Origin of the sequence: Phyllobacterium sp., from assembly GCF_037994425.1 — a bacterium.
Classification (GTDB): Bacteria; Pseudomonadota; Alphaproteobacteria; order Rhizobiales; family Rhizobiaceae; genus Phyllobacterium.
In genome coordinates this window covers 1-25347 of the sequence record NZ_JBBNAM010000122.1, presented here as the reverse complement: position 1 = coordinate 25347, position 25347 = coordinate 1, and the positions used below count along the sequence as shown (strand labels likewise).

The following is a 25347-nucleotide window of genomic DNA, read 5'->3' as shown; positions in this document are numbered from 1 at the left end:
AGGGCAAATACGCCCGCATGGCGAAAGAGGGTGCGGCCGCTTGGGTCGATCCCGACGGCTATCGGCAGTTCATCGCCTCCAAGAAGCGTGCCTTCGAGGACGAGATTGATTTGGAGATGGGGGTGACTGCCAAAAAGCAACTGGACCTCTGAGGTATCCTAATCGACGCCCTGTTAGTTATCATGAAAACGCACTGCGGCAGGTGAGACCTGAGCGTAGCGCCGTCCACATGCAGCACAAACTTGCCAAACGTTTCAGGCCTCACTGGGAAAGATTTTAACTCCGTGTTCCGTCGACGTCCGCACAGTGCTGGCACGGAATTCACGGGGGGTCTGTTCGTCGTTTCAATTGTTATCGAACCGACTTTCTCACGACGACGGGTTCTCCGGCGGACGGCGCAGTTCAACCGTTTCATTTGTTACGTGCGACTGGCACATCGCTTACTGAAAAGTGCACTTATTTGCTTCAAAAGGAGATGGGAATGATTGATCGCGTGTTCAGCCAATCTTTTTAACTGGTCCGTCCTGACGTCCTTTGCCATCTTCGGAATAACGGTGCGTTATCAGACTGCGAAATTACGGAGATCTATGAGTTTGCCCCGCCGATGCTTGAGCATGATCAGGAGACGACAACAATGGTGTCATGGCTTTGGCGTGTGAGATACTCGAGGAGCAACTGCGTCCACAAATGTACGTCGCGCAGGAAGAATGACAATCGGCCAACTACATCATATTGTGGCACGTCAGACGGCTTGGTTCGGGTGTGTGAGGCGCGCAATCTTTCTCATATGGTGAACCGCCTCAGTGCCACCCGTCGTCTGAGTAAAAAGGGCAAGGGTCTCCTCATCGTCAGCACCCACGGCCATTAAAGCGTGGTCCAGGTATTTCCTTGAAGCCGGGTTTTGTGAAATCAAGAACGCTGTTGATGCCAACTGTACAATCGTAGCAGCGAGGCTGATGTGTTTGGCAAGAGTTTCCCAATAGAATCGTGGCCAGAAGATCAGCGCATTTTCGCGCGGCAATTCGGGACGTCGTTCTGAGGGATGTTTCAAACGCAGGATGCCGCTTTGCAGCGGGTGCACACGCTCGAAACGGACCATCGTGGCGAAAGCAACAAGCAACTTGACCAGGCTGCCTACTGGAACGCCAGTTGCAATAGCACGACGCAGCAGCGTCTTCATGTGTTTTGGTGTGTAGTAGAGCGACCAAGCTTCACTATAAATGCTTTCCCATTCGAGCTTGCTCATCCTGGCGTGGGCTGTGCAGACATGCTCCACATCATAGATATTGAGATCGGACTCCATCTTTACGCCGTCTTTCCACAGTTTCTGATGATCCTCCGAGCCAGGTAGCGGTGTCAGACAAAAGAACTCGACGATATCGAGTGGAAGCTCGTCCTGAATGATTGCTATATCGCGCCTGATTGTTTCGGGGGTATCGGATGGAAAGCCGAGGATGTAGCCGGCCAGCGTAATGATGCCCTGTGCCTTCCACGCGAGCAACATCGTGCGGTATTCGGTGATTTTGTTCTGGCCCTTCTTGGCCGCGGCGAGATTGTCCGGATTGACGTTCTCAAGCCCGATAAAAACACGCGTGACGCCGGCGCGCTTGGCTTTTTCCACGAAGTTATCGATCTTGTGGCAAAGTGTATCAACCTGGATCATCAGGCCAAGGGGGATTCCTTCCTTCTCTTTCAAGTCTATAAGCCGATCGAAGATTGATTCCCACGCTTTGTTTCGCGCAAAGTTGTCGTCGGTAATAAAGAACTTGTGGATACCGTGCGCCCAATTCAGGCGCACCAGTTTTTCGACATCGTCCGCCGAGCGAAATCGCGATTTGCGCCCCTGCACGTTGATGATGGTGCAGAATGAACATTGATAAGGGCAACCGCGACCGGCATCAAAGCTCGCGCTGAGTCCCAGCGTGCGCTTGATATAGCGTTTCGGCAGGAACGGCACAGGAGCGCGTTCAATGCAAGGCAGGTCATCCATGAAATTGTAAAGGGGTTGCAGGCCCCCGGACGCAGCATCGCGCAGCAGGATCTCCAGTCTGCCTTCTGCCTCGCCGGCAAACATGGCAATGCCCAGCTCGCGACATGCTTCGAGCCCGACAGCGCTTCCGTCCAGCATGGCTAGGCAACCCGATACGTGAAAGCCACCCATGGCGACGGGCAGTGATGCATTACGGAACGGACGGGCAATATCGAGTGCGCGCGGGTATTGATTGGATTGGACACCCACCAGAGCGACCATTCCGAAATCATCGTTTCGCCGAAATTGAGCAAGAAGCGCCGGAATGTCGACACGCGTGTTGGTCTCGTCGATGACCGTAATATCGATAGCGACATCTGGGCCAATCACCGAACGATCTGCACAATCGGCAGCAATGCCGTAAAGCGCAGCGAGTGAATTCGAGGGAATCATGGCTCGCCACCAGCGGATCACATATCCGTTGTCATCGTAGTGTGACGGCTTGATCAATACGAGCTGAAAGCGTCGAATTCTAGCCTCGGCAACATGGGACAAAATCGATCTTTCGGGGTTGGAGGCAATTCTTCAAACACTCGGGTACCAGACCCGCTTTTTTGAAATCGTGTTTAACCGTACCATCCCTTGCCCCGAATGTCTTGTAGTAGACAATAATTTCATCGACCATCCCCATCAGGTCAGTTTGCAGGTTTTGACCGTTGGGTCGTCGCGAGTTCGAACAACGCCTCGACCTTACCCGTGCAGGAGATTGCAAGAATGCTTCAGTTAGACACAGAGATTGGTAATCGCCAAAGAGCCCAACGGACATCAAGTTGACGCCAAATAAGCGAATTTTTGAAGATTCGTGTCAACTCCTGTCTGACCAAACAGAGTATTTGGAGTTCATCGATGCCGTTCGCATCGTGGGAGACTCGTGGACCATGTCGTTCTCTTTTTCCATGATGGTGTCCTGATTGGTCGGCTGGCATGGCTCATTGAATGGAATAGCTGTTGCTCTCACCCCGTGGGGTGAGATCATTTATTCTTTATGCGTGCTAGGTAGACTAAGTTCGCCGTTCGGCGGATCCACGGGGGGTGGACTCATGCATAGGGCATTGCTTTTCGCGATGGCGGTCGCGAACCTCGCGACTGTGACGTCGCGTTCGAACGCTTGCGTCGACACTGCTCTGGTCCTGGCGGTGGATGGGTCCGGAAGCATTTCTGACGACGAATACGCGTTTCAAAAATCAGCAATTGCCTCTGCGTTCCGCGATGCGTCGGTAATGTCAGCGATACGATCCGCGGGTCGTGTGTCGGTTGCCGTGGTATTCTGGGGCGATGGCGAATTTCCTTCTCAAACAATCGACTTTATCGATATGGACGGCGTGAAGCCATCGGAACAGTTCGCGCAGGAAATTGAACGTAACGAGCGCACCGTCTTCGGCAACACCGACATAGGTTCAGGCATCTGGACAGGGCTTGAACTGCTTTCCCGGTCGCGATTGTGCGCTCGAAGGCTGATCGTTGATATCTCGGGCGATGGAGCGGAAACCTCAGCGCCCAAGCGAAGGCCTTCGATATCACTGCTTCAGGCACGCCGCCGTGCCGAGGAGATGGGGGTCACCATCAATGCGCTGGTGATATCGGACGAAGACGTTGACCTTGCCAGCTACTACACCAACAGAGTCATCATAGGCCCAAACAGTTTCGTCATGAAAATAAGAACGTTTGCGGATTTTGCGCAGGCAATCAGGCTGAAACTTGTCAGGGAGTTGTCCTGAACGTTTGCCCGCAGCCTTGCTGACGAGGCAGGACGGGCCTATTCCTCGGAGAAAGGCGTGGCCGCCGCGGCATCTGGAGAGAGCGGACAGGATACTGGGTTTCCTTGCAGGGCGGGGAGAAGCTCGTTCAACAAGCAAGGTGGGCAGCATGGTATTTCAATGTGCGTGATGGCCGGATCATCGCCGAGTTTAACGCTGAATGGTTTACGGGCGGTGGGCAAAGCTCAGACGTCACACTGGCGTAGGAGCTCTGTAGATCGGGAACAATGTAAGTACGCCTTGTGGGCAGTCGCAATCAAAAGTTGCTCTGTCAGTTTCCGATGCCCCATCAATATTGCGGTTTCGAGATTGACGATGAAGACAGTCGGCTGGGCTCGCAAGAAAGCGCGCCGCCCAATGCGGTGTGTTGTCACCTTTACCCCCCACAATTCATGGTTTCGGGGACTGATGCCCTCGCTTTCCGTTGTTTAGAAGCGACACCGCGCCACTTCTCAAGAATTATGCGAGCTGACAAGTTCACCCGTCTCAAACGCTCGAATAGCTACCCCTGTTCACTTGAATTCTGATCCTCAGGTCGGCGGGCGCCGCAGCAGTGGAGATGCCGGCTTTGGTGAACTTATGATAATTTCTCTAGAATAAGGGTGGGGCTTTCGATCGAGGGATAGTCGTTTGTATCACTGATCGCCAGTGTCGCTTGCTGAAGGAGACCGCTTGCGAACGTAAAGTCCAGATTCCCTAGCTGCCCTAATGAACGCTGAGCGTGCCGCCCCGGCCGTCTTTTTACCTTCCAGCGCAGCAAGACACGCCTGGCGTGCCGCGTTGAACTTGCTGCTTTTCGGGCTCGGCCAATTCTGTAGGAGGAAATCGACAGCTTCATCAACCGAAGCGACGGTTACCAACCCTGCGCCGTGTTCGGTCATAATTAAAACGCGTGGAAAAGACGTGTCACCCATGCCCATAAACGCTCTTCGACAGGCTTGGTTCCGCATTGTGTCTCCTGGCGGACCGACAACGGTTTTCTTCTACCTTTTTGCCAGGTAGCGTTGACAGCGCTGCTGCGTGCAGCATAGGACAACGCGTCGAGAGGCCAACACCTTCGACCTGAGGTTCGGTGCGCTGTTAGTTCGGTAACACTGGACCTCATCTTCCCAAACTAACGTGAATTGACGGATACCTGCAACAGGCGCACGATTCATGCGTCGTGCATTTAGCCATCGGCAACACAGAGGCTCGGTTCGTCTCCTCAGACCGAGCCTCACTTTTAAAAGCGCCTGGTGGGGCACTCTGAGTTTGCAACGATGACACCAACGCTGCGCTACCCGAACCCAACAAACCAAAGGGTCCGATGCCCATCAGATGTAATCAAATCACTCGCGAGTGATCTACTTACTATCGGTGAGCGTGTACTGCCCGCACATTCACCTCTGCTGTGATTGCTCAAGTTGTACATAGCCCTCGTCGCGCCATCAGTCCGGCATTCTCACAATACTGTGGTGCGCTATAAGCGAATGACCCCGCGCCTTTCGACAAGGTTTTCGAACAGTGCCACCGCGTTTGCAAGAACACTGCGGGCTGCCCACATTTTTGCACGGCCCGCAACTTCTACCACCCACGCTATTTTGTGCAGCGCAGCAACCTTTATTTCGCAACTGCGTTGTGAACAATCAACGCCGTTCCGGTCGTTGACAGGAAAGGATGTCTTGATGCGCAATATAGCTGACACGATCAGACGCTTGAATGCCACGCGAATTCCAGCAGCGCCCTTCGCGGTTTCGGGCTTGAACACACGCTTGCAGCACCTGGCGGACTTTGGCCAAAATCCCGGTGCGCTTCGTGCGTGGCAGTACATTCCACCAACTTTCGGACCCGGATCGCCACTGGTGGTCGTTTTGCACGGCTGCACGCAAACGGCGGCCAGCTATGACCGTGGTTCCGGGTGGTCTGAGCTCGCCGATGCGCACGGATTTGCACTTCTCTTTCCTGAGCAACAGCGAAATAACAATGCAAATCTTTGCTTCAACTGGTTTGACCCCCGCGATACGACCAGAGGGCATGGCGAGGTTGCGTCTATCAGCCAGATGGTGCTGGCCATGACAGAAAAATATCTCATCGATCGTGCGAGGATATATGCAACGGGTTTGTCGGCCGGCGGGGCGATGGCTGTCGCCATGCTCGCAACCTATCCTGAATTGTTCAAGGCGGGCGCAATCATCGCGGGATTGCCGTTCGGCACCGCATCAACCATCCCCGAGGCATTCGACCGCATGCGCGGCCACGGCATGCCCGAAAGCCGCGCGCTGGCTGACAAGGTGCGCCAGGCCTCGGACTACCAAGGACCCTGGCCCGCAGTATCCGTATGGCAGGGAACTGCTGATACGACCGTTGATCCGATCAACATGGAGGCGATTATAAGTCAATGGTGGCAATTGCAGGAGCTCAACGATACGCCGATCGTCACATCGCTTGCCCAGGCACATCGGTGCAGGACGTGGAAGGACGCCAATGGGTCAGTATGTATTGAAGGGCATACCATCAATGGGATGGTTCACGGCACGCCAATCAAAACGAGCGGTCCGGACGGGTATGGAACGTCCGGGACCTTCATGCTCGACGTCGGGATTTCGTCGACGTGGCATATCGCAAGTTCGTGGGATCTGTTGACGGAAGGTGAAAGACAGGCTGTTGAAACCCCCAAGCCATCGTTTGCGCTATTTGCAACTGACGCGAGTCCCAAGCCGGATGACCATGCGATTGGTACGGTGATTGAAGGTGCGCTGCGGGCTGCGGGCCTGATGCGATAGAGGCCCTATGCGACCAGTTTCGTCGATATATTCTGCGCATTGCTAATTTTGCTCCACAATGGGGTACTGGCTCCTCGCTCGAGACCGTGTTCATCGTGTGCGGTTGGACTTCTGATGGGGCGTCGACTCTATCTATGGTAATCCTTATCGGTGCCGGAACTATCTCGCGGAACGGCAAGGCAAACGCAATTTCGGCGGAATTGCAGCCGCCGCCAATTCGTACCAATCCGTCGAGGTCCGCTTGACGGATACCGTTAAAGAGCCGCCATCGTCCGTTAAGATAGGCTTCGAACACAGCGTGAAGTCACGCGACCCGAGATAGCGTTCAAATAGACCCACGTGTACAAATCGTAGTCTCGCATCGCGATCAAATTCGATGATCAGGCTTTTTTATATCCTCAATCTGTTTGCGCAAGTGCGATCAGATCTCTTTGCGAACTCGCTGATCACTGCACACTGCGATCATCCCTTGAAGTTCAGTTCGAAAAGCCGAATACCCTTGCTAAGACGCGAGCGCAGGACCGTTTTTGCCGACCAGTGTCCCGAGCGCGGTTCTAAGATCAATATCATAGTTAAACCCAACGGCGGTGCAGGCAATGCGCGAAATCTTCTTGCCGTCGAGAGCCATCCAGTAGAACGCCTCAAAGACAGTCTTGACCAGCATCTCATCGCGCACCTTTGTCTGATAGGTATCGAGAATGGCCAGCACCCCCAAATAGCGCGGGGTCAACTGCTTTGTTCATTTGCCTCGTTTTCCCGGCTTTTATGATTATTCTGCGGCCCATCCAAAACAGACAGTTGCCCCCTCCAAGTCGATGCAGCGATCGGCTCGTACTTGTTGCTTACGCGCTCCATCCACTAGCAATTCGAAAACATCCGCGCTTAGCGAAACTTGCTTATGGCTGCCAGTTATTTGCGCTGAGCTGCCTTGCAAGGGAAACTGCCACTCGTCGCAACGACCGGAACTCCAATAAAATGCTGACCATTCAGTGGGGTGTGCTTCGGGCCGGATAGGGCAGGCAGAACGTTCGAAATCATTTGCCATGCCGATGTGACTTTGATGCGCATCAAAATGAAAACATCGACATTGAAGTGCGTGATAAGCGGCAATGACCCCGTGCATTGATCCGTATCAATGCTGTGCGATCGAGATCTTGGTTTGATGAATCTATTGTCTGCAGTCGCACCAAGCCTTCTGGCAAGAACCGGAAGTGAATTCGATCAGCGAGCAACGCGACGGTGGCGAGTTGTCTTTCGCGTTTCAAGAATGGCACGAGCTCGTGGGCTGCAATGAGTTGCCGTAACTTAATTGAGGAGAAAAGATATGACCGATAAAATGACCAAGCTTCCCATCAAATCCGAAAAGAAAAGAGATGTCACATCCAGCTCACCGCGATCAACGTTCGAAAATTTGCGGCAAGAAATCGATCGGATTTTTGATGATTTCAGCCCTTCCACCTGGCGGTTTCCATTCGGGAGGTCGATTTTCGGAGTTGAGGTTCCTCATCCAGCTGCGTGGCAGGTAGCGCCAGCGACCGATATGGTCGAGAAAGATACGGAATACGAGATTTCGGCAGAACTTCCAGGAATGGATGAAAAGGACATCGAGATTAAGCTTTCGAACCATACCCTGTCCATCAAGGGCGAGAAGAGCGAAGAGAAGGAAGAGCGCGAAAAGGACTACTATCTTTCTGAACGGCGCTATGGATCGTTCCACCGAATCTTCCAGCTACCTGAAGGGGTAGATTCAGACAAGATCGAGGCGAGCTTTTCGAAAGGCGTGCTCAAGCTAAAGCTGCCCAAGACCGCTCAGACGCAGAAAACGCACAAGAAGATTTCCGTCAAGGCAGGTTAAACCGCGCCGCGCATTAGCGTGGCGCTTACGTCGAGGAGTTATGGGGAACGCCGTCATTTATTCTCGATAGCGGATGTACACCGTCGTCTTCTTCAAGCGCTGTCTGGAGCCCTGCCTCAGACAGCGCGTGCAATATTGGAGCCTCGTCTGTGAGGGTTCCACGACCCGCCCTGAAGCGAGTTTCTTCGCAATGTCATATGGGGAAAAGACAGTTAAAAGTTCAACACTGCGGTTTTCGGCTTTGGAAAAATACTATTGCTGCACAGAACCGCTGAACTCTTGGCGAAGCAGAACCACATTGGGATCGTCGGGATAACTCATGACCTTGAAACCCATTTCTCGCTCGAGCTCAATGGCCGCATGGTTCTCCCGGCTCTCAATAGACTCGATGCTCTTAAACCCATGTCTCCTGGCGTAATTGGCTATATGTGAAAGCAGTTCCCAACTTATCCCAAGCCGCTTGTAATCCTCGCGGATGGAGAGCGCGACTTCGCCACGTTCAAGTCCGTCGTCAGAAGCAAGCATTGCCACGGCAAGTAACGTATCATTGGGTGCGAATGCCAAGAAGTTGCTGACTTGTCGATCATCAGAACGTGTCATCGCTGCAAGTCTTTCGTGCGAAACTTCTTTCATGCCCGATAAGAACCGAAATCGGATGTCCTCCGCCGTCACGTGTTTGAAAAACTCTGCCACCTTTGGTTCATCCTGTGGCAATGCGCGCCGGACATGAAAACGAAACCCAGTGCGTGTGGTAAGATCATGATTGATGTCGTCGGCCAGCATCGTGTCTCTCCTATGCTTCTTCTGTGGGCATTATCAAGTCAGGGTTTCAAAGCGTTCCCCGTCCGTCCCACCGCACAAGTTTGAATTATAGCATCCTGAATGAGCTGGCATTGATCTCGCTCAATCGCCAGACAGACCTGAAGCATTTAGAACAACAGTTACGGGGACTCGCTATTGCGGGCGCCGAGATGAACAAAAACGCCAGTAAAAACCCAATTCGGTCTGTCGAGATCCGCGCGGACGCAATATCGACGTCGGAAGTGCTCAGACCTGCTTCCGATCCGCAACAGGATGTTGAGGCGGCCGCTGGTCTTGTGTCCCAAGCGACAGTTCGATTGGCAAACCGGACGCCTCCATTGGGGATCGCTGCGAGCCAAAGACCGGCATGGGTAGCGGCTAACCGCTCAATCGGCAGGCGGTGCATGATCAAGTACATGGAACGAATGGGCGGCAATGGACCGTGTTGGCCCGCTGGAGTTGCTTACCAAAGCAATCCTTGAAGCGGCGAACAAAGCCAAGAAAAAGGGGTATCTAAGAATTGATCCGGCGCGAGAATTCGCTGCACCGTTTCTTGTCTATGATAGAATAGAAAACAATGAGAAATAGTATGTGGTCTGTGGACCAGAGGCAGGGAAGGAGAGTCTCATGGCATTTCCTGAATCGACACGCGCAATCATGTTCGCGGTTATTGTTGGCACCGGCATGATCGGTACCGCGGTCGCACAGACGTCCTCTACGCAGTCTCAATCCGGAGATATGACGGGGCAAGTTCAGGGTACTCAGCCCGATCAGTCCGGTATGATGCCGCCTGGCATGATGCGTGGGAACATGATGGGCGAAATACCTAGGATGGGTATGCGCGGGCACATGATGAAGTTCATGTTCGCCATCGCCGACGTCGATGGCGACGGGGCACTTTCCTTCGAAGAAGTGACAACAATCCATAAGCGGATTTTTGACAAGGTAGATGCTGACAAGGATGGCAAAGTCACGCCCGAGGAGGTTCAAGCGTTCATGCGGCAGTAAGAAGACGATTGTGCTTAGGGGCGGACAATCGGTCCTGCCGCGTCTTACGAGGTCGTTGCAGTCCTCGCCGTGACCCATTGGCGAAGCGTTAAGGAAACAACGGGACGGTACTATTTCTCGAGTGAACGCTCGGGAGGTGTATCTGATCTGACGCCGGGTCGGAGCCCTGCGGTTTAACTGCATCTTGGGGGATGACAGTGGCAGGGGCTCGCTCTCCTGTCGTTTCTCAAGCGCTTTCGATCATGCGTTATCGGGCGTCTTTCAGACTTAACAAATAGGCTGCAATGTTACTGATATCCTCGTTCTTCAGTACAAGGTTAGGCATTGTGCGATGCGACGTTCGAAGAGATGCATACAATGCCATTTCAGTGATGCCCGGGGTCTTGGCGATTGTGTCGAAGGTCGGCGCTTGTGGGTTTGGTGATGAAGGCTGTCCATGCTCGACTGCGTGGCAAATGGCACAGACATGCCGCGCGAAAATCGAACCCTGCTGCGGGTCTCCCACTTCTTGTGCATTGAGGCTTGCTGGCACCACGGTGAGAACCATACCGACTGCAAAGCCATACAGATGTCCCATAATCGTGCGCCCTCACTGCTTTTCCTATCCTATCGGACGGCACAGCGAATGGCTAGGTAGACGAGCAAGGAAGAGCAATCGTAATTCGCCACCTCACGTGCGCTGGACCCTTTTCCCGAAGGTAAAAGCGTGTGGCTGTCGGCCTCCAGCAGATGACACGGTTCTTGTATACTGGCCGTCGTTCCTCCACTTCCTCAGCCTCACCATGGACGAGTACTATCACTGGAGCCGGAGCCGCCCGAGGCCAAGAGTGGAAAGAATTCGATTGTTTGATCAATCGGAAATTCGTCCTGTCCCCTGCACCAAAATTGACAGTTAAGGCCGCCACAGATTTGCAGTGGACCGGCCTGAACCAGCCGAGGCGCATCAACTGCGCAATGCCCCGCGCATCCTTCTTGTCGGCCTTTACCGGCATCGTCTTAAAGGCCGCACGCACGTGGCGCGTCTCGATCAGTTCGACCGCCAGACCTACCCCAGCCATTCCAGCGTGAAGCCATTGAGACAAGGGGCCGGCCTCCAGACCGATTCGCTCCATTGCCACCCCGGGCTCGCCAAACCAGGCGTTCAGCGCATCGGGTTCACTGTGGACCTTTGCTTCATGCACAATGCGGCCATCCGCATCCCGATTGAATTGTTTGAGCCCGCGCACTGACGACGGAATGGCAATTCGCGTTGCGAAGCATATCTGCTTCGATATCGAAAATGGATTACAGGACTAAGCCGAAGCCTAAGCGCGCCTTGGAGCAACAACTGCAGCTCCACTCAAATAGCCGCATCGCAAATCCTGTATTGAGCTAATCGCTTCTTCCAACGAATAGCGAACGGTGGTGGTCACCACTTCGGCTCTGGCAGCGACGGAAAGAAGTCTCTGACATCCTGACGAGTAAGGTTTGAGACGGAAACCCGCTCGCGTTTGCGCCGCATATGTCATGCTTGGAATATCGCTTACATGAGCACCACCCCACACCGGAGCCGCCCTTGCGCACAGCGCGTAACGCTTGGTACAAGATCGCATATTGGAGCGAAAATGATGTCGGCATCAAGCTCCTCGGGCGGTTTTTTCGTTCAAACCGCCCGATCAGATTGGGGCCCAGTTTCTTGGCAAAATTATGGGTCTGCGACCCGGGTGAGCGCTAAGACCTCCGGCACTATTTGTGCGATGATGTGTGCCACATCATACAACGATGATGCGATCGTCAACCACCTTGACGCCTGGAGCAGACCAAGCGGCTCTTTCCACGGCATTTCGTTCCGACCACGCGCGCACCCGCCCCTGGAGTTTGACCCTGCCGGCATCGTCGACGTCCACAGTGATGCTCTTGGCTTCTACTTCGGCTGCCCGCCTAAGGGCATCCTCAATGCGCTGTTTGACGTCAAACGCCATTGAGCTAGTTTCAACCTCAATATAGTTCACCACGTCGATTACGCCCCTCAAGCCTCTAACGGCTTCCCCAGCAGCGTTCCTTTGATAATTCCACTTCACTCGACCCATGAGCGTCACCCGGCCATCTTGCACCTTGACCAAAACAGTTCCCTCAGGAATGACCGTATTCCATTTGATCACCTTAGCGCGCGCTTTGCAATTTCATCATCTGCCGTGCGATGCGACCCGCGCGGACGCACCTCAATCTCCTGCGCAATTCCACGTACGCCTCCGACCCTGCAAACCACATCGGCGATTTTGTTCTTCTCGGCATATGTCTGGACATGACCCGAAAGTGTTACCACACCGTTTTCGGTGGCTACGCCAATATGCGCAGCGTCAATGCTGGGCTCAAAATCGAGTTCGTCGACAATATTCTGCCGCAAGGTTATATCATCCATAGCTGTTGTCCTCTGTTCCTGAAGCAGACGTGGCCGCCGCTTCTTCCAATGATCTAACCCATGCACCCGGAACGCTTTGGCATTAACGCGGCTCCGCTCAACGTGCCATTAGGATGGGAAATTTCGGTGCGTCGATCATCGACTTCGTGACGCCTCCGAACACCCGTTCCCGCAGACGGGAGTGACCATATCCACCCATCACAATTAGATCGGCGGAAATGTCGACGGCGTGCTGATTGAGAACATTCGCAACCGTATCACCACCACTAGGCAGCCTGTCCACAATCGCCTTCACCCCATGGCGAGCCAAGTAGGCGCCAACGTCGGCTCCGGGTTCAGGTCCATTCGAGCTAACATCCGGATCGACGAGCGTAACGTGAACGTCGTCTGCCTTGATAAGCATACCCATCGCTTCCCGGACCGCTCGCGCAGATTCCACGCGCGAATCCCACGCCAGAAGCACATGCTTGGGCGTTAGCGTCGGGACTGTTCCGGACGGCGAAATCAGAAGGGGTCGTCCAGATTCGAACAAAGCACCCTCCACTACCTTGGATCTAAGGTCTGCGGACTTCAGGACCTCGGGGCCAACAAAAGTCAAATCAGAATACCGGCCATGGCGCCCAATCTCTTCGGCGGCCCAAACGAACTCGGCATATTCGCTTTCGACGCTGGCTGAAATCCCCGCTTGCTCGAGCAGCTGAGTGATTACCCCGGTACGTTTCTCCAATTTCTTGAGGTCGTGCTGCCGCTCCTCCAGCCATGCATCCGATATTGTGGATGCATAATCGCCAATGGGAGGTGGCGAAGCCATCAAGATGACAAGGACCGAAAGGTGGGAATCGTTTTGCGCACAAAGGTCTATGGCTATTTTGAGATCGGCGTCTCCCACCTTCGATCCGACAACGCACATGATGGTTCTTAGGGACATTGGGGTTCCCTCCTTGGAATTACGGCCCAATTACTGCTGACGGTTATGCCAGACTGCAATGGAAGCTTGCGACATCTGGCGCGGGAGTGCCTTGATCCAGATCAACGCTGCTGGTCGCCACAACGTGGTCGCGATCCGCTGCCCGCAACGCCGTGAAAAGGGGCAGCTGTACAACTCATCTTTATGGGAGATCCTATCAGGCGTGCGACAGCCTCAAGGGAAAATCACTGCGGAAGCCTTGGGAGATAAGCGAAGTCGTATATCGACCTCGCGATTCATTTATTTGCGTCGCCCTCACCCATCTTGATCGCGATCGGAGATGCAGCGGATCCCATTGTCGGCATAGGCGAGATAGGCCGCGTAGACGTCGGCTTGCTTGATAAGGAGTTTTTCTCTTCGAAACCGAGGTATCCCATTTCGGCAGTCCGTCCGGCCACGGCGTCATTGGGGCGTTCTCTGGCATAATGCCATGCCGCTTCTGGTTGGCGAAGATCACATCGCGCAGCTTGTTCCGGCCGTCGTCGAAAGGTGCATGTCACCGATCTTCTTCAGCCACTCGGGCGTGGGATGATGCGGCGCGTGGGTCGCTCCGGGCACGTAGTAAACGAGCCACGGTTTGCCGGGGCGCGATCTCCGGGAGCTGCCTGATGTTGTTGCGGGTAAATGACGAACGCCTGTCACCTCCTGTGCGCGTGCCAAAAAAAGCAACTTATGGTGAGAAGACCCGCGCCTGCGAGTTGCTTGCACCGATTTTTATATTGCGCTCGCCTGGCCAACTACCATGAATATGAAGCCTCTCTTGTAGCGGATCTTCATGGCCGTGTTCCTTCCCCTAATGGCTCTTGTTGGGTCAACTAACTGAGTCAGTCGCATCGCTTTGCCGGAGAAGTTTCGGCAACGCAGTCAACGACGGCCTTCCTTTTTGCTCCGCTCTTCGGCCCGGTCAACGCGCCGACCTCATCTGCGAAGTTGTCACGGGTATTTTGATCGACGGCAGCGACCGGAGCGGCAAGGATCAGGCCTGCCGCGTTTCCAGCCGCCGCCGCCGTTCCGGTGGTTGCAGCCAGGATCTGGTCGCCAAGTCCGATCCTGTTGTCCGTAAGCGTCTGGCCATCGGAGATACGGGCACCGATAAGCCGTACGATCTCCGGAGATTCTGCGAACTTGCTGTGATTGAGATCGTCGCCCGCTTTAACTTTCGTCAGGTCGATCACAGCGATCTTGTTGGCTTCAAGCTCCTTTTTGTATGGAGACTGTTCCGGGTCGATGGATCCAAGTCGGGCCACGTCTCCCCAAACCCGGCGCGAAACAGCCAGTGCGCGGTCATCACGCGAGACGAACAGGGTGAACTGCGGATGCTGCTTTCCCATATCTGCAATCTGCGAACGGAATACGTCGACGTCGACATCGGGAGCCGCAAGCATCACGTTTTTAAATTTCGCAGGTAACTTGCCATTGCGGATCGCCATCTGTCGCAGCGACTCCAACGTAAGCCAGTTGCCCATCGAATGCGCAATTATGGAGACCTCTTTAACTTCTGCATCGCGCGCTAGATACTGAAACAGTTTCTCCAGAGCGTTTCGGGTATAATTCGTGCTTTCACGGTCATATCCGTAGGCGAGCAGACTGCCGCGCGACGGCCACGTCACCAAGACGGGCGCGCTATGCACGCTTGAATCCTGGACGATTTGTGCGAAGCGGTAGACTGAGTCCTCAAACCGATTATTGAAGCCATGGATAAATACAAGAACGCTGCGATCGGGACTCTTTCGGACGGATGTGGTGAGCCATTTCTTGGCTGCATCCGCTGTGATTTCATCCGCTTTCAAGGTTGCGAAGTCAGTAGCCGGATTGGCCGGCAGTTTCTTTGGCCAGGCGACCTCCCCCGCCTTTCGGGCGTTCTTGGGGGGGATCGACACGGTGATGTCTGCGAATGCCGGCGCCAGTCCGCGTTCGCCTGTAAACATCTCCCCCGGAACCGACGAGCGACTGCGCGTTGTAGCCACCAGCATTTCAACCCTGCTGGACGAAGGAACGGTGTCGGCCACGGGCAACAACACGTTTTTCGGACGACCAGCACATGCTGACGCAAGGATAACCAACGTGCCAATTATAGCGCATCGTAAAAGTCCGGAACCCGAGCGTGACGACCACCGGGAATTACCACCGCTCCCATTCATCATTACGGCCACCAATCTTAACAATAATAGACGCCGACGGCGCAGCGTCGTGCCGTCCGCCGTGCCACTCCGGCAACGCTAACTGGGGTGAGCGGACGGCCAACCCGGGCCTCGGCAATCGTCACAAAACTGAGCTCATGCGGGATTGTAAGTTGGTAGCCAGCCTCCATGCCGAACAAACCGACGATCCCAGCCAGCAGAGCGATTATTAGTTTCATTGAAATGTTCATTGGTGCCTCCCAAAGTGATCTGGCCTTGATGCCATTCTTCCAGTCGTTGTCTTGATGGCGTGCTGAGTCCCTGGTCGATCTTGTTCGCAGTGATGACGTATCTTCCGTCCTCTCACTGGTCACGCAGCGCTAGGGAGAGTGTTGGAAGTCAATGATGCGCCCGATGGCTCTCAACTCCTCTATAGTCTTGCCATAGCAATCAAAGATAGCGGGGCGGTTTTTGGGTGACTCAACCATGCCCTTAGCGCTCACTTTCGCGGAAAGTTGCCCGCCCGCTGGCATGTATGTCGCGGTGCCGTCCTTCTCGACCGTGGCAAGATAGCCGACGGCCCAATTTTTGGTCCGCTCGTTCCAACACATGATGCCCAGCGGCAACCCGGTGGGCACGCTTGGGGCAACAGATTCCGTCGCCAAGGTGACCTGTACTGAACCGCCCATTGCCATGATAGTGGCGAACGAAAGCCCAGCGAGGTTGAAGGTGCTAATCCAGTTCATTTCTCGTCCCTCCCAAAAATCGATTTCCACCGAGTGTGCGATGTTAGAGTATTATCGTCGCCAGTTTTCGCAGTATTTGCTCTAGCGGCATCATTGTGAGTAACATCGGTATCATTGGAACCATAGTCGCCGCTGTGAGGCGGTAGATAGCATCACTCGTTACGGGTACCGTACGCATTGTTCGAACGGTTGCGTAGCTGGTGCCCATGTCGGGGAGCGATTGGATATCGGCGCTGCCCAAGAGCATTCCAGGCTTGTGATTAGTGTCGCGAATCCATTTGACGTCGAACTCGCTCACATAGCGCATGGCCAATCTTCCATAGTCCCGAAGGCCGTTTCTTCTCGCCTCCGACAACTGTGGTACGAACACCAGGAGCGGAACTGTAGCCACGCACAGCACTAGAACCAGCATTGCGGCGATCTCTGCCTTAAACTCAGTCAGTGATGTTCCAAGGATAATAACGTGGGTCGCCAGATATCCCGCAAGCAACGTACCATGGGCTGCAGCGAACACTGTGAGAACTCGAAGTGTATTCGAAAGAAAACTGAGGCCAGCGAGACCGTCGGGGTGGGTCGGAATCAACTTCAAGCGAATGCGCGAAACGTGCCACAGAAAGCGTGCCCAGATAAACAGACGGAAATACCAGCGGCACAAGATAAACTGGAAGATCGGCAGACTTACCCAAGCATACCACGTTCCCGCGAGCGACAACCTTGGACCATCCGGCGACGGAATCATGTACCACGTCACGGTTTCGGCGACGACATAGCGCCGCCAAATAAGGATGCCGCCACCATACACGAATGCAATCAGCAGAATTTCTGCAAAGGCGGAGTCGCGTAATCGCGCCGCGGATTCTATGGCGCGCTGGAACGGCGTCATAGCATTGTCGGGGATCAGACCTCTCTCGATGAACTGCCGCGGCATAGGCCGCACGCGCGCCTCCGTCACTCGTTCGGCAACGATCAACAATGGCAGCGCCAGCAGTAGGCGGACATGAACTTCCAGGTCGTGCAGGAACGGTACCACCACGTCCCCGCCAAAAACGTGGCCCTCCACACTCGATAAGGCCAACAGTGGTAACCAGGCCAACAATGCCAAGGCGACACCAAAGCGTTGGCGTGCCGTCGAATCGGGGTCCTCGGATTGCCGGGTCCGGAACAAGAGCTTATGTAGAGGACCTTCTGAGAAGAGCGAAAGGGCCGCCGATTCGCCGGACGGCTTCAAGCCGTCGGTTGCTTGCTCCAGTCTAGTTACCATCGTGATTTCCGCTTGCTAGAGAAAGCTCATTCTATTTTACCTGCTGGCGATGGGATCGGCTCCGTCTGCGTCGCCGGTAACAGCATCTTCTCGAAATCAAGGTCGTAGGCCCAAGGAAGACCCGCATTCTTCCAGCCGTTTTTCATTCTCATCCCGTGAAAAACGCTGTCAGGATCATCGACTATGTCACCTTCCACTCCGTCGACTATATTATAGACGTTGCTGAACCCGGCCTTTGCTAGCATGTTGACGGCCATGGCACCGCGACCGCCCGATCGGCATGTGGCGAGGATCATGTCTGTTGGGGCGGCCATTTCCTTGACGCGCGCCACGAAGTCCGGCGTCGGTTTCATCCGAAGCGCCTTCTTGGCGGCGTCCCACTCATGCGTCTGGATCGCAATGGGGACATTCCAGGCCATCGCCGGATGACCGACGAAGACAAACTCCTCGGGCGTTCGAACGTCGAGAATCTTCACCGTCCCAGGTGCGGCCTCCCACCGTTTGTACGCCTCGGCAGCCGTAACGTAGAGACCCAGTGTCGTCTGCTTTTCCTTAGGAAGGGTGGTAATTTCAACCATTGTTCTTTCCTCTATGATTTCCTCGAGGCCTTACGCCTCAGAGACGGCTGAAGATCCCGACAGTGTACGCATCACTGGCTCCGTTCTGTGTCGGGTTTTGGTGGAGTATCCTGCAGCGTAACGTGCCGATCGGATCGAATCGGGTCCATACCAACTTGGCGGTCTGAACGCGCCATGCGAGACAGAACAAATGCAACCGGAGCGGCGGCGGCGACAACCATGCCCTCGAAGAGGCCATTGCCCAAACGATCGAGGAAGACGTCCACCGTGTTACCCGTCAGGTTGGTGAGCGTGATAAATCTTATGTAGGCGAGGATCTCCGCCACCTCGGCCTCGCTGTAGAAGCTGCGCAGGTTCTCAATTGATTCCGGGTCGAACTTGTCGAGGTTTTCCGCGTAGTGCTGGGCAAATAAAAGCACTGCCGCCTCGGCGTCGTTCTTTGCCTCCAGCGATTTGACCTGAAGGCCCAGTATCTCGTTGACTTCTTCCAGCGGCACACCCCGTGCCAACGCCCAGTGGGTGTGACCCCACTTGCAGTAGCGACAATCGTTTACAGAGGTCACGGCCAGAAAGATCTTCTCCCGCAAGGCAGCAGGTATTTTCGGTTTGACGGCGGCCTGGACAAGTACTGACCCCGAGGCCATTACGTTGGCGACCGTCTCAAAGGCGTTGTTGGCATTGAGCGTGCGCTTTAGGTCTTCGGTGGGCACAGGCGGTGAACCTGCGCTGCTCTGCGGGCGTTGATCCGCGGCATGCGAGGTATCCGCGCCGCTGGACACATGGTTAGATTTTGGCAACTCCTCACCTCCTCATTTTTTGGTTTGCGCGTCGTTCGAAAGCTACTTTTCGGGTTACGGCACGTAGTTTGCGCTGGTGTCCGCGCCATAGCCGCAGCCCTGATAGGTGCAGTGAAACTCGTCGCGGATAATTGCTGCCCAGCCGTCGCATCGGGCCGTATCGAGCGAAAGATCCTCGGTGAGAACCTTGGTCTCATACGTCCAGCCTTGCGGAAGATTCTTCAGCTTCCTGCCCACCTGGTCGAGGTTGTCGAGCGTCAGGCTCGGGTCGACATCCTTCGTGTATTCCTGCATGACCCAGACCGTTCCCTTCGGATCGCGCAGCAAATGCACCGGCGTGCCGGCGTGCCAGATCCAGTTGCTGTTGCGGTAGATCAACGAGGGGAGATAGGCATTCTTCATCTGGGCCATCATCTCGGCCCCGGTCATCTCTCCGCCATACATCATCTTGACACCGTGGAAGTCCACGACATCACCACCCTGAACATCCTGTTCATCCATCAGCCAGATGCGTCCGCCGTTGACCGCACACATATCCACCTCGAGCTCACCTGCCAGTCGCACGGGATCGATCTTCGTGTGGCTCTCCGGGGTGATGTCATCGAGCGACGCCGCCGTATAGACATGAGCGCGTTGTGTTCCTCCGACGCCCACGAAGGCTCCGAGACCACAGAATGCCTTGCCGCGTGTGTTCTTGACGAGGGTCCGCGCCCCGTGCATGCCTATTCGAAGTTTCATCTCCGCCTCCCGTTGCGATAACAATTGAGCTGGGTGAAATGAAGCAACAGAACCAATCTGCTGCCTCGCCTGTATGTCAGGGGATGTAGTTGGCGCTGGTGTCCGTGTCGTAGCCCATGGCCTGGTAGGTGCAATGCAGGTCGTCGCGGATGATCGATGCCCAGCCGTCGCTCTTCGTCGTGTCCGCCACGAGGTCCTTCTCCAGCACCTTCGTCTCGAAGGTCCAGCCTTTGGGGAGCTGCTTCAGCTTGGGACCGATGTTCTTCAGGTTGTCGATGGTGAGGCTGGGGTCGACATCCTTCGTGTACTCCTGCATGACCCAGACCGTGCCGTTGGGCTCGCGCAGCATGTGCGCCTCCTTGCCGGCATCCCAGGTCCACTTGGTCAAGCGGGTGAGCAGGGTCGGGACGTAAGGATCCCCGTGGAAGTGGGCGATCAGGTCCTTTGCGACCATCTGCCCGAGGTGGCCCATCTTAGCGCCGTTGAAGTCCCAATTGTAGCCGTACTGGCACTCGCCGTGGTCGAACGTCCAGATGCGACCAGTGTTCGCGACGACCATGTCGACCCCGAACTCCTTGGCCTTCTTCTCTGGATCGGGCTGCCAGACGAAGTCATCGGGGGTCGCCTCATTTCCTGCGTTCGCGTTCATGTGGGCGCGAGCGTTCAGTCCTTTGCCGACGACGATCGCGGCGCCGAGGTACCTCGTGTCCCGGCAGTTCGGGAATTTGACGTGGTTGAAGGGATCAAAGCCTGAATGCGGAAGTTTCACTTGCGTTTCCTCCCATGGTGAAATTTTGAGTTTTCGAAATTGGTCCGTTCTTGGTTTTGTTGTGAGGTACCGTTAACGGAAATCTCCATGTCCGCATTGATGTGGATCAAGGAGCTGAGCGACTACACTTGATCTCGACGTTTGGGCTTCAAACCAGATTAGATGTTCGTTCAGGTGGGTAAGAAAGGAAATTTAGACGCGAAACAATCGCCTGCTGACGCAGGATCGCGCACGCCTGGTTAAGGTCCATATTCGTCCTATACTATTGAAAATTGCCCCGACCCATGATCGCATAAACAGGACCGGAACATCCAATACGAGGAATCTATTTTGCCGTTTTTACCGGCGTATGTGGAGGGACAGGCTACACCCTGTGCGGCCATCCTTGCGAGCCCGATGACGGCCTTCCGGTGAGGGTGCGTACCGGCTGGGGCCACTCCGCTAGGTACACTATTTTATCAAGCACGAAGGCGTGTTCTTCAAGACTTCGGATGCTCGGTCTGCTTGAACAGATCTTAGATTCACTCTCGCTGGAGGGACAGCCGATTACTTAAAACACCACGGCTGCAACGACAGGAGTTTTATTTGATGGCTTCATACCAGAAGCCGCTTTATGCAACGACGTTCCTTGACCTACATCAATCCCCCTAATGTCAGTGGGTGTTATTATGGCCATGAACTGCCGGAACACCTTGGCAGAAGGGATTCACCATGCGGATCACATTGACGGCGCTTATGATTCTAGTTGTGCCCGCCTATGCTGGAGATGATCACGCAGCAATCCGGAGTGGGCGCACTTTTGTGGAGAAGAACTGTTCCCCCTGCCACGCTGTCGGCTCAACGGGAGAAAGCCCTCATCCCGACGCTCCAGCATTCAGGTCACTTTCAACGCGCTATCCGCTTGTCAACTTGGAGGAGTCGCTGGCCGAGGGCATATTGACGGGTCATCCGGACATGCCGGAATTCAAGGTTCAGCCGAAAGATATCTCCGACATAATCCGTTATCTCAATTCGATTCAGAAATAAGCATCGGAGGTCCTCCGTCCCAACACGGCGGCTAGAACAGTAGCGACGCGCCACCCAAGGAAAGTGCCGTCACACTTGCCACCATCAGCCAAGATGCATATGGCATTCCGCCGGTGATCAAAGCTAGAGCTACGCGCGAACAACCGTTGCTGGCAAGAGCCAGCAGGATCGCATTGCGGATCAACAGATGTTCGATCTCGCCGCCCAATCTCAAAGTGCTTAGGACCGCAATGTCGACATCCGCGACGGCGGCCAGAGCCGACGCTACGAGCAAGCTTTCCGATCCAAAGTGACGGACAAGTCCCGCGCTCAATGTCGAAATCGCTGCAAAAGCACCTGCAAATATCAACAGGGATGCGATATCAAACGGATTTCGCTGAGCGGAATTTTCTGATGTTTCCGAAACCGTGCGGAAAGACAAAATTGCACCGAAGACGCCCATTACTGTAGCCGAAACGCCAAGGGGCAGGAAGACCAAAGCGGCAATCTCGGGTCTGATCAATATCGTGAGCAGTCCCACGCGGATGATGGACACCATTCCGGCGAGGCAAGCGCCCCCAGCCATCAAAGAAACGGGCTCTCCCGCCCTCGCCTTTCGCCCCAAGGCAGCCGTGACCGCCATTGACGATATGATTGCACCAAGCAGGCTTGCGGGAACGATGCCCTTCGGGCCGAGAACACGGATTGCGATGTACCCGGTGTAGGAAATCGCGCCGCAAAGGATGGTGAGGAGCCAGATCTCAAAGGGATTGAAACCTCCCCACGGATCGATCGCGTGGTTTGGAAGAAGTGGCAATCCAATCGCCGTCATGGCCGCGAGAGTCAGGGTTGATCTGACCTCGTTCCAGGACAAACGTCTCAGCAACCCGTGCAACACCTCGCGGCTCGCCAATAGACAAGCCACAGCCGCCCCACCGGCCGCCGCTGCCCGGAAATCGCCAGCGATCGCCAGTCCTCCTAGAGCAAAGGCTGACATTGCTGCGATGGTGCTCGTCACCGAAAAGACATTTTCCCTTTCGGTTTCGCGATACGCGAACACCGCAAAGACTGCAGAAAATCCGATAAAACCAGTCAAGAAAACCGATGGAGCCTGAAAGGCAGCAGCCAGCGCGGCTAATATGCCGCCAAGGAGCCCCGTTATTCCATAGGTGCGTATCCCGGCTGTCCTGCTCCCCCCGGGTGCGTCTCTTTCGCGCCAGCCTCGTTCAAGCCCGATGACTATTCCGATTGAAAGGGATAATCCCAATCTGAGGATTAGTTCATCCATTGTTGTCTTTGGCGCAAACGTACAAACATGGTGCTGGCGCCTCTTTTAGGTCGATGTTAAGTGGTGGCCCCTCACCTTCAGTGACCGTCATTTGCGGCCTGGCGTCGAGCGATGAAATGCTATTGTGCAAAGCTGTCGCAACTCGTCCGAAATGTCGAAGAGAACATATTTCAGGCTGGAGGTTCCTGCATTCAAGATGAGGATTGTACCGGTTATGTCCTTCGCCGACGATCAGTCGATTTTGTCGGAATGCGCGCTCCACTCCCAGTTCAAGATCTCGGGCATGTCCTGACCATGTTCGCGGATGTAGTCATGATGAGCCAGCAATTTTTCCTGCATTAACTGTTTCAGATCCGCTGCTTGAGAGCCCAATGAAGCGACCCGATTGATCACGCTTACCACAAGGCTGAACCTGTCGAGTCCATTCAATACCGTCATGTCGAACGGCGTCGTCGTCGTTCCCTCCTCGCTGTAACCGCGCACGTGGAAATTCTCGTGATTGGTCCTGCGGTAGGTCAGACGATGGATTGCCCATGGATAGCCGTGATACGAGAAGATGACAGGTCGGTCCGTTGTGAACATTGCATCGAACTCTTCGTCGGCGAGCCCGTGTGGATGGCGTTCTTTGGGTTGCAATGCCATCAGGTCAACCACATTGATAACCCGGACGCGAAGTTCGGGCATGAATTCCCGCAAGATACTGACCGCCGCCAGCGTCTCAAGCGTCGGCACATCCCCTGCACATGCCATGACAATGTCGGGCTCGAGGCTACCGTCATTTGAAGCCCAATGCCATATCCCAAGGCCTGCGTTGCAGTGGACGCGAGCCTCTTCAAGCGACAGCCACTGCCACAGGGGGGGCTTCCCCGCGACGATGATGTTGATCCGGTCCCAGGTGCGCAACACGTGATCAGTTATGCAGAGCAAAGTGTTGGCGTCCGGAGGAAGATAAACCCGCACGACATCGGCCTTCTTATTGAGCGCAACATCGATGAAGCCCGGATCCTGATGGCTGAAACCGTTGTGTTCCTGGTGCCAAACATGGCTGGTAAGCAAATAGTTGAGCGATGAGATCGGTTGCCGCCATGGAATGTCGCGGCTCGCATCCAACCACTTGGCGTGTTGGTTGAACATCGAGTCGACAATGTGGATAAATGCCTCGTAGCATGAGAAGAATCCATGCCTGCCGGTAAGGAGATAGCCCTCGAGCCAGCCCTGACAGGTGTGTTCGGAAAGAATTTCCATCACCCTTCCATTTGGGCCAAGATTTGTATCTTCCGGCAGGACCGTCGCCACCCACGCGCGATCGGTCACTTCGAAGACGTTCTGCAGCCGGTTCGAGGCAGTTTCGTCGGGACCCATGATCCTGAAGTTTTTCGATGTGACGTTAGCCTGCATCACGTCCCGCAAGAACGCGCCCATAATTTTCGTGCCTTCCGCCTTTACACAACCCGGCCCTGATAAGGGCACCGCGTGCGTTTCAAGCGCTGGCATTTCAAGCGGTCTGAGCAGCACGCCGCCATTGGCATGAGGGTTGCACCCCATCCGGCGTCTCCCTTGGGGTGTGCTTGCCACAACATCCGGTCGGGGAGCTCCTCTTGCGTCAAAAAGCTCTTCCGGGCGATAGCTGAGCATCCATTCCTCAAGGAGTTTGAGATGTTGGGGGTTGTCAGCGAGGCCGGAGAGCGGAACCTGATGCGAACGCCAGAAACCTTCGGTCTTCAAACCATCCACCAATTTTGGGCCGGTCCACCCTTTCGGGCTGCGAAGAATGATCATCGGCCAAATCGGTCGCGCTGCATACGCATCGTAATCCTTTCGGGAATTGGACTGAATGGTTCGAATTCGCTGCATGGCCCTGTCCAAAGCGCCAGCCATCGTTTGGTGCATCGAAGCGGGGGCATCTCCCTCCACAAAGATTGGATCGTAGCCGTATCCTATAAACAGCGACCGCAACTCTTCATGCGAAATGCGTGCCAAAATCGTTGGATTTGCGATTTTGTAGCCATTGAGGTGCAGGATGGGCAGAACCGCTCCGTCTCTCTGGGGATTGAGAAATTTGTTGGAGTGCCAAGCCGCGGAAAGAGGGCCCGTTTCCGCCTCCCCATCGCCCACCACGCACGCAACAACAAGGTCGGGATTATCGAAAGCCGCGCCAAAGGCGTGAGACAGGGAATATCCGAGTTCACCGCCTTCATTGATCGAACCTGGCACATCAGGTGCCGCATGGCTCGGGATGCCGCCAGGAAATGAGAACTGTCGAAAGAGTTTGCCCATCCCCTTTTCGTCGAGGGTTACAAATGGGTAGCGTGAGGTGTAGCTACCTTCCAGATAGGCGTTCGCAACCATCGCTGGCCCCCCATGCCCTGGGCCACAAATATAAATAATGTTTGCATCCATTTTGCGGATAACGCGGTTGAGGTGCGCATAAACGAAGCTCAAACCAGGGGACGTTCCCCAATGAC

The 25347-nt window shown here is 54.9% G+C and carries 22 protein-coding genes and 3 pseudogenes; 6 read left to right on the top strand and 19 right to left on the bottom strand.

Features of this window, described 5'->3' with window-relative positions; translation table 11 throughout:
* Window positions 1-742: 742 nt before the first annotated feature.
* Entirely contained in the window at window positions 743-2524 is a 1782-nt protein-coding gene (locus AAAB35_RS08890; RefSeq protein WP_340667898.1) for a radical SAM protein, read from the bottom strand.
* A gap of 545 nt (window positions 2525-3069) precedes the next feature.
* Here AAAB35_RS08890 and AAAB35_RS08885 point away from each other — a divergent pair.
* Window positions 3070-3747, top strand: a complete 678-nt coding sequence (locus tag AAAB35_RS08885; RefSeq protein ID WP_340667896.1) for a DUF1194 domain-containing protein — start codon at window positions 3070-3072, stop codon at window positions 3745-3747.
* Between the two features lie 674 nt (window positions 3748-4421).
* Here AAAB35_RS08885 and AAAB35_RS08880 read toward each other — a convergent pair.
* The gene (locus tag AAAB35_RS08880) at window positions 4422-4667 is read right to left on the bottom strand and encodes a DUF982 domain-containing protein (protein WP_340667902.1); all 246 of its coding nucleotides are present in this window, start codon (window positions 4665-4667) and stop codon (window positions 4422-4424) included.
* Window positions 4668-5450: 783 nt separating this feature from the next.
* On the opposite strand from AAAB35_RS08880, the gene AAAB35_RS08875 reads away from it, so the two are divergent.
* The gene (locus AAAB35_RS08875; protein WP_340667894.1) at window positions 5451-6548 is read left to right on the top strand and encodes a PHB depolymerase family esterase; all 1098 of its coding nucleotides are present in this window, start codon (window positions 5451-5453) and stop codon (window positions 6546-6548) included.
* 502 nt (window positions 6549-7050) lie between these two features.
* On the opposite strand, the gene AAAB35_RS08870 is transcribed toward AAAB35_RS08875, so the two are convergent.
* Window positions 7051-7278, bottom strand: a complete 228-nt coding sequence (locus AAAB35_RS08870; protein WP_340667893.1) for a hypothetical protein — start codon at window positions 7276-7278, stop codon at window positions 7051-7053.
* 594 nt (window positions 7279-7872) lie between these two features.
* On the opposite strand from AAAB35_RS08870, the gene AAAB35_RS08865 reads away from it, so the two are divergent.
* Window positions 7873-8403 carry an Hsp20/alpha crystallin family protein gene (locus AAAB35_RS08865; RefSeq protein WP_340667892.1) on the top strand — a complete coding sequence of 177 codons (531 nt, stop codon included), beginning with the start codon at window positions 7873-7875 and terminating at the stop codon, window positions 8401-8403.
* Between the two features lie 252 nt (window positions 8404-8655).
* On the opposite strand, the gene AAAB35_RS08860 is transcribed toward AAAB35_RS08865, so the two are convergent.
* Entirely contained in the window at window positions 8656-9186 is a 531-nt protein-coding gene (locus AAAB35_RS08860) for a GNAT family N-acetyltransferase (RefSeq protein WP_340667891.1), read from the bottom strand.
* A 453-nt stretch (window positions 9187-9639) separates the two neighbouring features.
* Between AAAB35_RS08860 and AAAB35_RS08855 the strand changes: the two genes are divergently transcribed.
* Together AAAB35_RS08855 and AAAB35_RS08850 are read left to right on the top strand one after the other, a co-directional pair.
* Window positions 9640-9792: a hypothetical protein gene (locus AAAB35_RS08855; RefSeq protein WP_340667890.1), complete on the top strand. Its 153-nt coding sequence runs from the start codon at window positions 9640-9642 to the stop codon at window positions 9790-9792.
* A gap of 96 nt (window positions 9793-9888) precedes the next feature.
* Window positions 9889-10212 carry an EF-hand domain-containing protein gene (locus AAAB35_RS08850; protein WP_340667901.1) on the top strand — a complete coding sequence of 108 codons (324 nt, stop codon included), beginning with the start codon at window positions 9889-9891 and terminating at the stop codon, window positions 10210-10212.
* A 247-nt stretch (window positions 10213-10459) separates the two neighbouring features.
* On the opposite strand, the gene AAAB35_RS08845 is transcribed toward AAAB35_RS08850, so the two are convergent.
* From AAAB35_RS08845 to AAAB35_RS08785, 13 genes and pseudogenes are all read right to left on the bottom strand, one after another.
* A complete protein-coding gene (locus AAAB35_RS08845) occupies window positions 10460-10789 on the bottom strand; it encodes a cytochrome C (RefSeq protein ID WP_340667889.1) in 330 nt (109 codons plus the stop codon).
* Window positions 10790-11108: 319 nt separating this feature from the next.
* Window positions 11109-11456 (bottom strand): annotated as a pseudogene (locus AAAB35_RS08840) (hypothetical protein); the annotation flags it as partial.
* A 507-nt stretch (window positions 11457-11963) separates the two neighbouring features.
* A pseudogene (locus AAAB35_RS08835) lies at window positions 11964-12613 on the bottom strand (BON domain-containing protein).
* A 97-nt stretch (window positions 12614-12710) separates the two neighbouring features.
* Entirely contained in the window at window positions 12711-13541 is an 831-nt protein-coding gene (locus AAAB35_RS08830; protein WP_340667888.1) for a universal stress protein, read from the bottom strand.
* A 327-nt stretch (window positions 13542-13868) separates the two neighbouring features.
* A pseudogene (locus tag AAAB35_RS08825) lies at window positions 13869-14165 on the bottom strand (arylsulfatase); the annotation flags it as partial.
* Window positions 14166-14404: 239 nt separating this feature from the next.
* Window positions 14405-15721: an alpha/beta hydrolase gene (locus AAAB35_RS08820; protein WP_340667900.1), complete on the bottom strand. Its 1317-nt coding sequence runs from the start codon at window positions 15719-15721 to the stop codon at window positions 14405-14407.
* 17 nt (window positions 15722-15738) lie between these two features.
* On the bottom strand, window positions 15739-15951 hold the full coding sequence (locus AAAB35_RS08815) for a hypothetical protein (RefSeq protein ID WP_340667887.1): 213 nt from the start codon (window positions 15949-15951) through the stop codon (window positions 15739-15741).
* A 129-nt stretch (window positions 15952-16080) separates the two neighbouring features.
* The gene (locus AAAB35_RS08810; protein ID WP_340667886.1) at window positions 16081-16446 is read right to left on the bottom strand and encodes a hypothetical protein; all 366 of its coding nucleotides are present in this window, start codon (window positions 16444-16446) and stop codon (window positions 16081-16083) included.
* Between the two features lie 43 nt (window positions 16447-16489).
* The gene (locus tag AAAB35_RS08805; RefSeq protein WP_340667884.1) at window positions 16490-17548 is read right to left on the bottom strand and encodes a hypothetical protein; all 1059 of its coding nucleotides are present in this window, start codon (window positions 17546-17548) and stop codon (window positions 16490-16492) included.
* Between the two features lie 185 nt (window positions 17549-17733).
* The gene (locus tag AAAB35_RS08800) at window positions 17734-18285 is read right to left on the bottom strand and encodes a rhodanese-like domain-containing protein (RefSeq protein WP_340667882.1); all 552 of its coding nucleotides are present in this window, start codon (window positions 18283-18285) and stop codon (window positions 17734-17736) included.
* A gap of 71 nt (window positions 18286-18356) precedes the next feature.
* Window positions 18357-19082 carry a carboxymuconolactone decarboxylase family protein gene (locus tag AAAB35_RS08795; RefSeq protein WP_340667880.1) on the bottom strand — a complete coding sequence of 242 codons (726 nt, stop codon included), beginning with the start codon at window positions 19080-19082 and terminating at the stop codon, window positions 18357-18359.
* A 54-nt stretch (window positions 19083-19136) separates the two neighbouring features.
* A complete protein-coding gene (locus AAAB35_RS08790) occupies window positions 19137-19820 on the bottom strand; it encodes a hypothetical protein (RefSeq protein ID WP_340667878.1) in 684 nt (227 codons plus the stop codon).
* Window positions 19821-19896: 76 nt separating this feature from the next.
* The gene (locus tag AAAB35_RS08785; protein WP_340667876.1) at window positions 19897-20589 is read right to left on the bottom strand and encodes a hypothetical protein; all 693 of its coding nucleotides are present in this window, start codon (window positions 20587-20589) and stop codon (window positions 19897-19899) included.
* 711 nt (window positions 20590-21300) lie between these two features.
* On the opposite strand from AAAB35_RS08785, the gene AAAB35_RS08780 reads away from it, so the two are divergent.
* Window positions 21301-21615 carry a cytochrome c gene (locus AAAB35_RS08780; RefSeq protein WP_340667874.1) on the top strand — a complete coding sequence of 105 codons (315 nt, stop codon included), beginning with the start codon at window positions 21301-21303 and terminating at the stop codon, window positions 21613-21615.
* Between the two features lie 31 nt (window positions 21616-21646).
* On the opposite strand, the gene AAAB35_RS08775 is transcribed toward AAAB35_RS08780, so the two are convergent.
* Together AAAB35_RS08775 and AAAB35_RS08770 are read right to left on the bottom strand one after the other, a co-directional pair.
* Window positions 21647-22882: a DUF4010 domain-containing protein gene (locus AAAB35_RS08775; protein WP_340667872.1), complete on the bottom strand. Its 1236-nt coding sequence runs from the start codon at window positions 22880-22882 to the stop codon at window positions 21647-21649.
* 231 nt (window positions 22883-23113) lie between these two features.
* Window positions 23114-25347: phosphoketolase family protein (locus tag AAAB35_RS08770; protein ID WP_340667870.1), on the bottom strand; the 2234-nt coding region annotated here is incomplete at its 5' end.